We start from the raw sequence: 12218 nt of genomic DNA, 5'->3' as shown, positions 1-12218 counted from the left end.
TCATATCAGTGAAAACGTTGGCAAACATTTAATACACACTCAAACCTGAAATAAGAAAACTTATAAATGTACATATTAAATAAAAACCAACTTAGAGTAAGTGAGCAATATCTTAAGAATGGAGATATAAAAAAAAGATTAAGTGGAACAAGACTAATCTTACTTCAACATTTTCTTCCTGATTCAGAGCAATTTGTTAATTTATTGGCTCAAACTGGTGCTGACATATTTAAACTTATTGCCAAACCTTATTCACTTGACAAATCCGTTTATGATAGATTATCAAAACTTTATGATGTGGAAATTGGAGATTATGATAAATTTGACAATACAGATTATTTAGATAAATTATTACAATTTGCAATTCAAAAATCAAAATTAGATGAATTACCAATCCTAATTTTGGAAGTTGGTGGTTATTTCTCTGAAGCTTTAAAAAGGTTAAACTCTGAAGATTCTAAATATATAAAAGGTGTTGTAGAAGTTACAACATTTGGTTATAATAAATATTTAAAAACCTGCAAAGAAACAGAAGTGCCTATTTATTCAGTTGCTAGAAGTCCAATAAAATCAATTGAAGCAAGATATGTTGGACGTTCTTCTGTATTAGCTGTAAATCAAGAATTTAGAAAAATAGGCGTTTCAATAGCTGGAAGAAAGGCTTTAGTTATAGGTTTTGGAATGATTGGAAGAAGTGTAGCAGAGGCTTTAAAATCTCACAACGTAAATGTTAGCGTTTATGACAAAAAAGAGTTTGCAAAATTAAATGCTTATACATTAGGATACTTAATTAACAATTCTAAATATGAGTTATTAAAAAATGCAGATATAATTTTTTCTGCAACAGCTAATCGAGCTTTGTCATACGAAGATATTGAACATTGTAAAAATGGTGTAATATTAGCAAGTGCAGGTTCAAGAGGAAATGAATTTGATGTAGAGGGTTTAAAAAATAATTCAATGGAATCTGAAAAGATTTCTGAGAATATTGATAAATATAAAATTTCGACAAATAAAGATGTTTTCTTAATGAGAAACGGAACAGCTGTTAATTTTATTATTAAAAGTTGTCCAGATGAAATCGTAGATTTAATTCACGCAGAAGTTTTGGTTTGTGCAAGTATTCTATTAAATGAAAATAGAAAGAGAACCAAAATTGGAATTGTGAATGAAACACCTTTTGAGGAATTACATAAAATATCCAAAGATTGGTTAAAACACGTATTATAATAAAAACGATTTGCCAACAACGTATAAAATTAATTGCTGGTTTTAGCCTATTTACGAAAGTCCTTGCGGACTTTCTATCTGTGATTTATTTGCTAACTTTAGTGCTTAAAACACGCAACTAACCTTATACAAAACCGTTAGTTTAAATTCGAAACCACAAAAAAAGCATCCAAAATGGACGCCTTTTTTTATATACATTAAATGTACTATTAATTAACATCAATAGTTGTTTCGTTTGATTTATTATTATAAACGTAGGTATAAAACCACATAATAGTAAAGGACGGAATGATATCTAATCCAGGTAAAGCTTCTTCAATAAAAGTAAAAACTGCTGCAATTTTTCCGGATCTACCTTTATATAACTTAGTCATTAACCAAGCAGATGCTGGAGCCCAAGCTACATCAGAAAATTCTCCAATTCCTGGAATTATAAAAGAGACATAACCTAAAGCGTCAAAAAGTAATCCTAAAAATAGTTTTGTGTATTTGTTTGTGTTGCTAAAATTCATTTAAAAAATTGTAATTATATTTTAAATACAACAAATAGCATTCCAAAACACTAGCTTAACTTAGCATTAATTAAGTTTAAAAACTCAGTACGTGTTTCAATATTTTTAAAAGCACCTCTAAATCCTGAGGTTGTTGTTACAGAGCTTTGTTTTTGTACACCTCGCATTTGCATACACATATGACTAGCTTCTAATACTACTGCAACGCCTTCTGGCTTTAAAGTATCATCAATACAATCTAATATTTGATGTGTTAAACGCTCTTGTACTTGTAGTCGTCTAGAAAACACATCCACAATTCTTGGTAGTTTACTTAAACCTACAATGTGTCCATTTGGGATGTATGCAATATGTGCTTTACCAAAAAAGGGTAAAATATGATGTTCGCAAAGCGAGTAAAACTCGATATCCTTAACAATAACCATATCATTGTAATCTTCTGCAAACATTGCTCCTTTAAGTATTTCTGCAGCATCTTGATCATAGCCTTGCGTTAAAAATTGCATAGCTTTTGCAGCACGTTCTGGTGTTTTTATTAACCCTTCGCGTTTGGTGTCTTCCCCTAAATCTTCAATTATATTTTTATAACGGTTTTTAACATCGTCTGTAACTTTTATGTTGTACTCTTCAAATTTTTTATAAGGCATCTTAACTAATGTTTTCTTTTAATTATGCAATAATTTTTTAGTGTATAAAAATAACTAATTCTATATAGTTAAAGTCTTTACAAGATAATCAAAAGGTAGTTTTAACTTTTAATTATGAGTGTTTTTTTAATACAAAATTAATTTTGTAAAATCATACTGTAACAAAGTTAAAAAAAAATAGTCTTTAGAGCAGTAACCATCAATCAAAACCAAAATGAAATCATATTCAATCGTATTATTAGCATTACTGTTTTCTTTTCAGATTAATGCGCAAGACAAAAAATCTTACCAGATCAAACGTACAGATAATCCACCAAAAATAGATGGTGTTTTAGATGACAAAGCTTGGATAGATGCACAAGTAGCTACAGACTTTACAGAGTTTAGACCAGAAGTTGGAGACACTGCTGCTGATAATAAAAAAACAAAAGTTAGAATGACTTATGACGATACAGGTATTTATGTATCTGCCTATTGTTATGACAACCCAGAAGATATGATGCGCCAATTTACACAGCGTGATAATTTTGGACAGTCAGACTTTTTTGGATTAATTTTTAACCCAAATAATGATGCACAAAATAATACCGAGTTTTTTGTTTTTAGTTCTGGTACACAAGCAGATGCTGTAGAAAGCCCTAATAATGGTGAGGATTTTGGTTGGAATGCTGTTTGGGAAAGTAGTGTGCAATTAGTGGATGATGGATGGATTGTTGAAATGAAAATACCTTATAATGCTTTACGTTTTACACAACAAGAAGATCCAACTTGGGGAATTCAGTTTCATAGACATTACAGAAAAACAAGAGAGCAAATGACATGGAATGCAATTGATGTTACCAAAGGTAATATTGGATTGTATAATGCAGAGCTTACAGGAATAAAAAATATTACTCCTCCTACTCGATTAAGTTTTTTCCCTTATGCTTCTGCGACTTACAGAACTAATGAAGCTCCAGATTATGGTTTAGGGATGGATTTAAAATATGGTATTACAGAAAACTTAACCCTTGATGCCACATTAATTCCAGATTTTAGTCAAGCAGGCTTTGATGATGTACAATTAAACTTAGGACCTTTTGAACAACAATTTTCTGAACAACGTCAGTTTTTTACAGAAGGTGTTGATTTGTTTAGCAAAGGAAACTTATTTTATTCTAGACGTATTGGAAGTCAGCCAACTGGAAGTCTAAATTTAGAAGACAATGAAACTTTAAATAAATATCCAGAAAAAGTACAACTACTTAATGCTGTAAAAGTGTCTGGTCGTACTAAAAAAGGTTTAGGAATTGGTTTTTTTAATGCCATTACAGATAAAACATATGCAGATATTGATGTTACTGAGACATCAATAAATCCAACTACTAGTCTTGAAGAAACCTATATTACAAAACGTAAAGAGCTAGTAGAGCCTCTTGCTAACTACAATATTTTGGTGTTAGACCAACAGTTTAATAAAAACTCATCAGTAACACTTATAAATACTAATGTAACTAGAGATGGAGATTTTAGAGATGCCAATGTATCTGCTTTAGTTTTAGATGTTTTAAACAAAAAAAACACCTATGGAGCTTATGGACAAGTAAAAATGAGTACGTTTAATGATGTAGCTGATAAAGAAAATGGATACAATGCCTTTTTTAGGGTAGGAAAAGCTAGTGGAAAAGTAAGATATAGTGTAGATTATAGCTATGCAGACGAAAACTTTGATAGCAATGATTTAGGAATCCTTTTTAGAAACAACTATAGTAATTATGGTGCTGATGTTAGCTACCGTATTTTTGAACCTAACAAGCTATTTAACCAAATGTACATTGGTAGTTGGATTAATTACAAACAACTAGCAAATCCAAACACTTATACTGGAGCAGATACAGGAATTAACTTTAATGCACAAACCAAATCTTTACACAATTTTGGAATGAATGTTAATTGGAATATTGGAGAGCAATATGACTATTTTGAACCTAGAAATGGATTTGACAGCTACTTTATTACAGAAGATTATGCACAAACTAACGCTTGGTTTTCTAGTAATTACAATAAGTTTTTTGCAGTAGATGCTAATTTTGGATATGGACGTTTTTTAGATGATGACAGACAGAATTTTAATAACTGGTGGTTTGGTTTTAATCCAAGATTTAAATTTAACGAAAAATTCCTTTTAATACTTGGTTTAGATTACGACAACTACTCTGGAGACAGAGGATATTTAAATAATCAGGACGTAGCTGGACAAATTATTTTTGGACAACGTGATCGTATAGATACTGTTGCAAGTATCTCTGGAAGCTATAACTTTAATTCGTTTAACGCATTAACTTTAAGTTTTAGAAACTACTTAAGCACAGTAACTTATGATGACCAAATGTATACTTTAAATGATAATGGGTATTTAACAGAATCTTCTATCTATAATAAAACTAATGTTGGAGGTTATGATGGATTTGATCCAGATATTAACTTTAATACTTGGAATTTAGATTTAAGTTACACATGGCAATTTGCACCTGGAAGTCAGTTAACTGCATTATATAGAAATCAAATTTTTAACTTCTCAAACAACTCTGAAGCAGGATTTTTTGAAAGTATCGATGATTTATTTAAACAAGAAAAACAGGATACGTTTTCTTTAAGATTGGTTTATTTTATAGATTATAACGATATTAAAAGTGTCTTTAAAAAGAAAAGCAAAACCAGTTAAAAGTTGCCTAACAATTTATAAAGTATTAATTTCCGTACTTTATACTTAGCTATGATTAAAGCAAAAAATATACATAAATATTATGACGATTTACACGTTTTAAAAGGTGTAGATGTTCATATTAAAAAAGGCGAAATAGTATCTATCGTTGGTGCTTCTGGTGCTGGAAAAACAACTTTACTTCAAATATTAGGGACTTTAGATTTTATTGAAAATAAAACTGAAAGTCAGTTGGTTATAAATGGAAAAGAAATTACTGGTTTAACCGAAAAACAATTAGCACAATTTAGAAACCAGCATATTGGGTTTATTTTTCAATTTCATCAATTATTACCAGAATTTACAGCATTAGAAAACGTTTGTATTCCAGCTTTTATAAAAGGAACTAATAAAACTGAAGCTGAAAAACGTGCTAAAGAATTATTAGATTTTTTAGGATTGTCACACAGATACAATCATAAACCAAACGAATTATCTGGTGGAGAGCAACAACGTGTAGCAGTTGCACGTGCTTTAGTCAATAATCCAGAATTGATTTTTGCTGACGAACCTTCTGGAAATCTGGATAGCGAGAGTGCAGAAAATTTACATAATTTATTTTTTAAACTACGTGATCAATTTGGGCAAACCTTTGTTATAGTAACACATAACGAAGAATTAGCAAATCTTGCAGACCGTAAACTAACAATGGTTGATGGTAAAATAATCTAATACTATGGTTGCATTATTTTATTCCGTTTTAAACTATATAAAGCAACCACGTCTTAAACGGTTAAGACACACTTCTTTTGAAAAAAAGTTTACTATAGTTATACAATGCGTAGCTTTAAGTTTAATTATAGGAATTAGCTTAGGAGTTTTTCCAGTAATTTTAGAACTACTTGGTTTATACCAATCAGACACACATGCAATAGCTAGGCTATTTGAAGAAGAATCTCCATTATATATTGTGTTTTCTGCAGTTATTTTAGCTCCAGTAGTTGAAGAAATAATTTTTAGAGGACCATTAACCCTTTTTGGTAAAAAGTATTTTAGAATTGTCTTTTATGCATTTGCTTTATTATTTGGTTATATGCATTTATTTAATTTTAATATAACTACACAAATATTGATATTATCTCCTCTTCTAGTAGCAACACAAATAATTCTGGGTTTAGTTTTTGGTTATATTAGAGTTAGATTTGGTTTAATATACTCAATTCTTTTACACATGTTTTATAATGGTATTATTGTTATTCCTGTTGTTTTAGTGATGAGTTAAATAATTCATTTTTTAACGCAACCAAAACCTATTTTATCCATCTACTTAAAAAAGTAAATCATGTTAAAAAAAATCACCTATTCTTTTCTGTTTTTTCTAGGCCTTCAATTAGTATTATTTTCTTGCTGTAAAGAAAAAACACTATTAGTCAATTTACAATCCTTAGAAATTTATGACAATGAAGAAGCTACACTACCAATAGCGTCAGAGGATTTTATGATGTATTTAAATTTAATATATAATTATGAAGACATTACTTTTGTACCAAACACTTCTATTAATTTTAATACTGCTTTAGCAACAACTTGTCCAGATGATGTATATGTTTATGGCTCTGTCTTTACTAATATAAATATTACTGCAGACACAGTTATTAATGGAGTTGCAGCTGGAGAAAGCCTTAACAGCATCATGAAGTTTGCTTATTATGATATTGAAGACTTATTAGAAATCTCAGAATTTTACGACCCTTCAGACAACAACACGCATTATAATCAAAAAGCACCAGATACTATTATACTTGTTTTTAATGAAGATTTAGCATCTCAAACAGAGTTTAAACTTTCAGTAACTGTCGAAACTTCAAATAGCAACACGTTTTCTGTTACTTCAAATACTTACTTAATTGAGTAACAATAACTAACGCTGTCCTTTTTTAAAACCATATAGATTTTGATTAATAAAATCTTTTGGAAAATCCTCGTCTCCTTTAAATCCAATATCTACTAAACCACTATCTTCAGGAATGTAATTAGTTTTAAAAATATAATCCCATAGACTTAAGCTAATTCCAAAATTAACTCCTTTTGATCCTTCTGGTAAAACTGTTGCATGATGGTATAAATGCATTACAGAATTATTAAACACATACTTTAAAGGTCCCCAAGTTATTTTAATATTTGCATGATTTAAATGTCCAATTGCAATAGTTATAAAATGAACAATAAATGCTTGTTCAGGCTCAAAACCACCAATTAGCATTACACCTATAGTTTTTAATGGTTTATATAATACATTTTCCATCCAATGGTAACGTAAATGTGCAGCAAACCCCATTTCTTTTACACTATGATGTACTTTATGAAACTTCCATAAAAAACCATACCTATGTAATAACACATGTGTAAACCATTGTACAAAATCTAATATAATAAAGAAAATTAATAATTGTGCCCAAGGTGACCAATTAGAAATATCAAAAAGTGATAAGCTTTTTGCTGTTATACCAATATCGCCAAAAAGCAAACCTAAAACTTTATACACGCCATCAATTATAATGGAAAATATAAAGAAGTTGAAAAACATATAAAATCCATCTAACCAAAAATCCTTACGGAAAATAGACTGCTCTTTACGCCAAGGAAATAGTATCTCTAATCCCCAAACTACTAGTGAAATTACTGTTAATCCCCAAAAATAATTGTTATACCATGGTACATCAAAAATTATAGATTTCCATGTCCAATCTACAGTTCCCATAAAAGCATTAACAAATGCATCTAAATACTTTTCCATTTTATTTTAGTCTTAAAGTTTATTATTTGTTTCAAAAGGTAAATGATTAAAATGACTCCATTCTGTCCAAGAACCATCATAATTTTTTACGTTAGTATACCCTAATAATTGTGTAAGTACAAAAGTAGTATGTGAAGAACGTACACCACTATGACAATACACAATTATTGGATCATTCTTTTTTATATTTAATTTGTTATAAATCTGTTTTAAATTTTCTATTGTTTTAAGACGTTTGTCTCCTTTATAATCTACAGCTTCTGCCCAATCTATATGGATACTTGTTGGTATCCTTCCTCCTTTTGCTGCTCCTTTTTTTTGACGTTTACCAGAAAACTCATCTGGAGTTCTGGTATCTAAAATAACAACCTTATTTTTTATAGCATCTAAAACGCTTTCTTTAGATACAAAATACTTCATTCCTGAAGTTTCTGGAAGCTTAAAAATAGTATTATTTATTATTGTTGACTGTTTGGTAACCTTACCTCCTATTGCTTTCCAACTTGTTATTCCTCCATGCAACATTTTTACATTATCAAAATTGTAATTCTGTAGTAACCACCATAATCTTGAAGCATCACATAATCCAATATCGTCATAGATTACTAGTGTATCATCAGTTTTAATTCCAAGTTTACCAAACAGTGTTTCAATTTGTGTTTGACTAGCCATTATTCCTCCATAATCATATGAAGCATCTTCTATATCTCTTCTCCAAATATTTACTGCTCCTTCAATATGTTCGTTATTATAAATATCTTTTTTTCTAAAATCTATTACTTTAATATTAGGTTGATTTACAATATCTTTCAAAATATTGGCTTCAATTAAATAGCTACTTTCAAGCTTTTTTATTTCGTTATTAGTCTCATTTTTTTGTTCTTCTTTACAAGATATTAAAACAAGTAGAAAAAGTATGCTATTAATCTTCCAATTCATACCAATCTATATTTTTTAAAACTAGTCGTCTTCCCTTCTTTATTGGTGGATAATTGGTGACCAAATAGTCAACTATAATATCCTGATTACCTCCAAGCTCCCAAAGACCTTGCGTCTCTTGCATCCATTTTATAGTCTCATTCCAACGTGTTTTATTCATTCGGTTTTGAGTAACTAATTTTGCGGAGTGACAATTGGTACAATTACGTACAACTGTCATTAATCCTTCAGCTTCGATTAAACCGGTTGTAACATGAATCCCGTTTTCTATACGATCTTCATCTAACTCTATTGTAGTTTCAATAACATACTCAGTTTTTGGGCTAAAAAAATCAGGGTTATACACATATAGCACTAATGTTCCTGCTGACAAGACAAAAACAGCAAAAAGCAATACCATTAGCCAGTATACTTTTGTAATATGCGACCTAAACGCTTCTTCTTTAGACATTTATTTAACTTTTACAGCAATTCTATGACACGCATTATTTAAATATCCTTTTGGGTTCCAACCTGGTAGTAACATGGGTTGAGCGACATTTTTAGTGTCTGTTGCTCTTGCCCAAACTTCATAGTAACCAGCTTTTGGAAAGCTAACCGAAGCATTAAAGTGTTGCCATGCTAAACGGTTTGAAGGTTTATCCACAGAACAAGTTTGCCAAGTAGATCCAAAATCTATAGAATATTCCATTTTTGCAACTTCTAATTCTCCAGCCCAAGCATGACCTCTAATACCTAAAGTTTTTCCTTGACTAATTACTGCTCCTGTTTTTGGATAAGTTATTAAAGATTTTACAGGCATTGATTGTATAATACACATGTCTTCATCTTTTACTTTTTCACCAGGAGCTACCGGATTTTTTGGTACTCTGTATGCTGTTCCAGTCATTTTTGTACCATCATGCACTTTGTTTCTAATACTTATTCTGTTAACCCATTTTCCAGAAACCGAAGCTGGCCAACCTCCTGCTACTAAACGTAAAGGGTAACCATGGATTAACGGTATGTCATTTCCATTCATTTTAAATGCTAAAAGCGTTTCATCTTGCAAAGCTTTAGACATTGGGCATCCTCTAGAAATTGGTTCTTTTTTAGGGTTTTGACTTAGGTGTTTATCTGCTGCATGAAACCCAATATATACTGCATTGCTTTTAATACCTACATCTTCTAATACATCTTTTAAACGTACTCCAGTCCATGACGCACAATGTACAGCTCCAACTGTCCATTGGTTACCTTTTGCAGGTGGATCAAACTCGCTACGACCATTACCACCACATTCTAAAGTTAATTGATAGGTATGCTCTGCAAACTTAGATTTTAACTCTGCAAGCGTATATGTTTTTTTTGTTTTAACTGATTCTCCATCAATAGTTAGCGTCCATGTTTTTGGATCGATAGCTTCTGGCACCAAACCATTATTTCTAATAAACATGGAAGAATTTGGTGTAATAGCATCATCTAACAAATGTGCTTGCGCTTCTATATTCCAAGGTTTATCATTAAGCACAACCATTTCTGGATTTTTTTTAAACATTTTAAAAGGATCAGGATCTTGTAACGCAAGTGGTGTATAACCTTCCAGCATTTTAGACCCAAAGACTAGCTCTGCACCAATTAAAGTAGCAAAAGAACTTAGTGTTGCTTTTTTTACAAAATTTCTTCTTTTCAAAATGAATACATTAAGGGTTTATAAAAATAATACCAAATTAAATTATTAGTATAGTTTTCCAAATTACAATATCTATGTTTTTTCTTATGTAACTTTTGTTACATAAAAGAAGTATTGATGCCTATATATTGTCAAACTATCAAATACCTAGAACATTATGAAAGTTATGAAAAAAGATTTTGAAACTAAATTTACTGCTTGGTCATTTATACTTGCAGCAGTATTATTATGGTTTGGTTGGGCGTTATCGCCTCACCATATTGGCGAATATATTGTAGCTTCAGATTTTAACGAAATTGGTAAAAACGTTTGGTATTGGATTTGGATGTATCGCATTCATATTTTTGGATGGGTAACTATGGGAATTGCAACGTTTGCTTTAGTGTCTGTTATAGGTAGAAAACCATACAGAGTCGTTATTTTACCTGGAGCTGGTATGATTATTATCGGAACCTTTACTTTAGCTATTGCAGCAGCATATTTTTATAATCATGGTGCTTGGGGAGTTGGACAAACCACTGGAAAGTCTCCTGAAGAGATCAATGATTTTATGGGTAAACTACTATTTACTAATCAGTATGTAACATGCTTTGTACGTTTTGGACGCATCTTTTCTGGTGTTGGTTTAGTGTTATTAGGTTTTGCTTTTATAAAATGGAAAATTGTTAGTACTTGGTTAGGTTGGTTTACCGCTTTACTTGGTCTTGCTGCAATGGGAGTTATCTTAACAATACCTGATAATTTTGAAATATACAAACCTTTATTTCATGTAAAAGTGGTTTGGTTATTAGCAATGGGTTTTGTTTTACTTAAACAAGGTGTACATTTACCTAAAGACGCATAAATCAAGTGTACAACTAACTAATAGCTTCAATTATATTACTTTTATAGTAAAATAGATATAGTGGCTAAACAGATAATTAATCAATCAGAATTAAAAGACTTTCTAGACGCTAAAGTCCAGCAATACAATAAGCCAGATTTTATTGATAGTGACCCTATACAAATTCCGCATTTGTTTTCTAAAAAAGAAGACATTGAAATTGCTGGCTTTTTAAGTGCTACAATTGCTTGGGGAAACCGAAAAAGCATCATTAAAAATGCACATAGGATGATGGAATTATTAGACAATTCTCCTTTTGATTTTATAATGAATCACCAAGAATCTGATTTAGAAAAACTAGAACCTTTTGTACATCGCACCTTTAACGGAACAGATTTTATAACCTTTATAAAAGGGTTACAACACATTTACACTAAATATGAAGGCTTAGAACAAATATTTGCTAAACATGCAAAAAAAGATAGTTTACAAGAATCTATACATCATTTTAAACGTGCTTTTTTTGAAATTAAACATTTACAACGTACACAAAAACACATAAGTGACCCATTAAAAAATAGTGCAGCAAAACGCATTAATATGTTTTTACGTTGGATGGTTAGACCAAATACTACTAATGTAGATTTAGGGATTTGGACAAGCCTTACTCCTGCTATGTTATCCTGTCCATTGGATGTGCATTCTGGTAATGTTGCTAGAAAATTAGGATTACTTACAAGAAAACAAAATGATGGTAAAGCTTTAGCAGAATTAGATACAGCTTTAAGACAGCTTGATCCATTGGATCCAACCAAATATGATTTTGCTTTATTTGGTTTAGGTGTTTTTGAGAAATTTTAACAATTTTATATATTTATTTTTATTACTTTGAAACAGATTGTATGTAATAAAATT

General features: G+C 30.4%; 13 protein-coding genes. 7 read left to right on the top strand and 6 right to left on the bottom strand.

The features are described 5' to 3' along the window. Nucleotides 1–66 precede the first annotated feature (66 nt). A complete protein-coding gene (locus tag SJY17_RS11260; RefSeq protein WP_397362657.1) occupies nucleotides 67–1230 on the top strand; it encodes an adenosylhomocysteinase in 1164 nt (387 codons plus the stop codon). A 209-nt stretch (nucleotides 1231–1439) separates the two neighbouring features. Here the strand turns inward: SJY17_RS11260 and SJY17_RS11255 are convergent, their stop codons facing one another. Together SJY17_RS11255 and folE are read right to left on the bottom strand one after the other, a co-directional pair. Beyond that, on the bottom strand, nucleotides 1440–1742 hold the full coding sequence (locus tag SJY17_RS11255) for a hypothetical protein (RefSeq protein ID WP_397362656.1): 303 nt from the start codon (nucleotides 1740–1742) through the stop codon (nucleotides 1440–1442). Nucleotides 1743–1792: 50 nt separating this feature from the next. Further along, nucleotides 1793–2389, bottom strand: coding sequence for a GTP cyclohydrolase I FolE (folE, locus tag SJY17_RS11250; protein ID WP_397362655.1), 597 nt, complete (start codon nucleotides 2387–2389; stop codon nucleotides 1793–1795). 214 nt (nucleotides 2390–2603) lie between these two features. On the opposite strand from folE, the gene SJY17_RS11245 reads away from it, so the two are divergent. From SJY17_RS11245 to SJY17_RS11230, 4 genes are read left to right on the top strand one after another with little or no spacing between them, the layout of a single operon-like run. After that, a complete protein-coding gene (locus SJY17_RS11245) occupies nucleotides 2604–5093 on the top strand; it encodes a DUF5916 domain-containing protein (RefSeq protein ID WP_397362654.1) in 2490 nt (829 codons plus the stop codon). A 51-nt stretch (nucleotides 5094–5144) separates the two neighbouring features. Next, nucleotides 5145–5804 (top strand): ABC transporter ATP-binding protein, encoded by a 660-nt coding sequence (locus SJY17_RS11240; protein ID WP_397362653.1) that lies wholly within the window; start codon nucleotides 5145–5147, stop codon nucleotides 5802–5804. Between the two features lie 4 nt (nucleotides 5805–5808). Beyond that, entirely contained in the window at nucleotides 5809–6354 is a 546-nt protein-coding gene (locus tag SJY17_RS11235; protein WP_397362652.1) for a CPBP family intramembrane glutamic endopeptidase, read from the top strand. A gap of 60 nt (nucleotides 6355–6414) precedes the next feature. Then, nucleotides 6415–6987 carry a hypothetical protein gene (locus SJY17_RS11230; RefSeq protein WP_397362651.1) on the top strand — a complete coding sequence of 191 codons (573 nt, stop codon included), beginning with the start codon at nucleotides 6415–6417 and terminating at the stop codon, nucleotides 6985–6987. Between the two features lie 6 nt (nucleotides 6988–6993). Here SJY17_RS11230 and SJY17_RS11225 read toward each other — a convergent pair whose 3' ends face one another. From SJY17_RS11225 to SJY17_RS11210, 4 genes are read right to left on the bottom strand one after another with little or no spacing between them, the layout of a single operon-like run. Beyond that, the gene (locus SJY17_RS11225; protein WP_397362650.1) at nucleotides 6994–7869 is read right to left on the bottom strand and encodes a sterol desaturase family protein; all 876 of its coding nucleotides are present in this window, start codon (nucleotides 7867–7869) and stop codon (nucleotides 6994–6996) included. A gap of 12 nt (nucleotides 7870–7881) precedes the next feature. Further along, on the bottom strand, nucleotides 7882–8808 hold the full coding sequence (locus tag SJY17_RS11220; protein WP_397362649.1) for a sulfurtransferase: 927 nt from the start codon (nucleotides 8806–8808) through the stop codon (nucleotides 7882–7884). Further along, nucleotides 8792–9259 carry a monoheme cytochrome C gene (locus SJY17_RS11215; RefSeq protein WP_397362648.1) on the bottom strand — a complete coding sequence of 156 codons (468 nt, stop codon included), beginning with the start codon at nucleotides 9257–9259 and terminating at the stop codon, nucleotides 8792–8794. Before SJY17_RS11215 ends, SJY17_RS11220 begins: the two co-directional genes overlap by 17 nt. Continuing rightward, nucleotides 9260–10480, bottom strand: coding sequence for a sulfite oxidase (locus SJY17_RS11210; RefSeq protein ID WP_397362647.1), 1221 nt, complete (start codon nucleotides 10478–10480; stop codon nucleotides 9260–9262). It lies immediately after the preceding gene. Between the two features lie 166 nt (nucleotides 10481–10646). On the opposite strand from SJY17_RS11210, the gene SJY17_RS11205 reads away from it, so the two are divergent. Beyond that, complete coding sequence (locus tag SJY17_RS11205) at nucleotides 10647–11324, top strand: hypothetical protein (RefSeq protein ID WP_397362646.1); 678 nt, start codon at nucleotides 10647–10649, stop codon at nucleotides 11322–11324. Nucleotides 11325–11399: 75 nt separating this feature from the next. Beyond that, the gene (locus SJY17_RS11200; RefSeq protein WP_397364875.1) at nucleotides 11400–12164 is read left to right on the top strand and encodes a TIGR02757 family protein; all 765 of its coding nucleotides are present in this window, start codon (nucleotides 11400–11402) and stop codon (nucleotides 12162–12164) included. The last annotated feature ends 54 nt before the right edge of the window (nucleotides 12165–12218 follow it).

Source organism: Olleya sp. R77988 (assembly GCF_044594215.1).
Taxonomy (GTDB): domain Bacteria; phylum Bacteroidota; class Bacteroidia; order Flavobacteriales; family Flavobacteriaceae; genus Olleya.
This window is presented reverse-complemented; position numbering and strand designations above follow the sequence as displayed.

What these genes read in the sequence shown, in the direction of transcription:
- SJY17_RS11260 (WP_397362657.1), top strand. Translation starts at nt 67, where the DNA reads ATGTACATATTAAATAAAAACCAACTTAGAGTAAGTGAGCAATATCTT.
- SJY17_RS11255 (WP_397362656.1), bottom strand. Translation starts at nt 1,742, where the DNA reads ATGAATTTTAGCAACACAAACAAATACACAAAACTATTTTTAGGATTA.
- folE (WP_397362655.1), bottom strand. Translation starts at nt 2,389, where the DNA reads ATGCCTTATAAAAAATTTGAAGAGTACAACATAAAAGTTACAGACGAT.
- SJY17_RS11245 (WP_397362654.1), top strand. Translation starts at nt 2,604, where the DNA reads ATGAAATCATATTCAATCGTATTATTAGCATTACTGTTTTCTTTTCAG.
- SJY17_RS11240 (WP_397362653.1), top strand. Translation starts at nt 5,145, where the DNA reads ATGATTAAAGCAAAAAATATACATAAATATTATGACGATTTACACGTT.
- SJY17_RS11235 (WP_397362652.1), top strand. Translation starts at nt 5,809, where the DNA reads ATGGTTGCATTATTTTATTCCGTTTTAAACTATATAAAGCAACCACGT.
- SJY17_RS11230 (WP_397362651.1), top strand. Translation starts at nt 6,415, where the DNA reads ATGTTAAAAAAAATCACCTATTCTTTTCTGTTTTTTCTAGGCCTTCAA.
- SJY17_RS11225 (WP_397362650.1), bottom strand. Translation starts at nt 7,869, where the DNA reads ATGGAAAAGTATTTAGATGCATTTGTTAATGCTTTTATGGGAACTGTA.
- SJY17_RS11220 (WP_397362649.1), bottom strand. Translation starts at nt 8,808, where the DNA reads ATGAATTGGAAGATTAATAGCATACTTTTTCTACTTGTTTTAATATCT.
- SJY17_RS11215 (WP_397362648.1), bottom strand. Translation starts at nt 9,259, where the DNA reads ATGTCTAAAGAAGAAGCGTTTAGGTCGCATATTACAAAAGTATACTGG.
- SJY17_RS11205 (WP_397362646.1), top strand. Translation starts at nt 10,647, where the DNA reads ATGAAAAAAGATTTTGAAACTAAATTTACTGCTTGGTCATTTATACTT.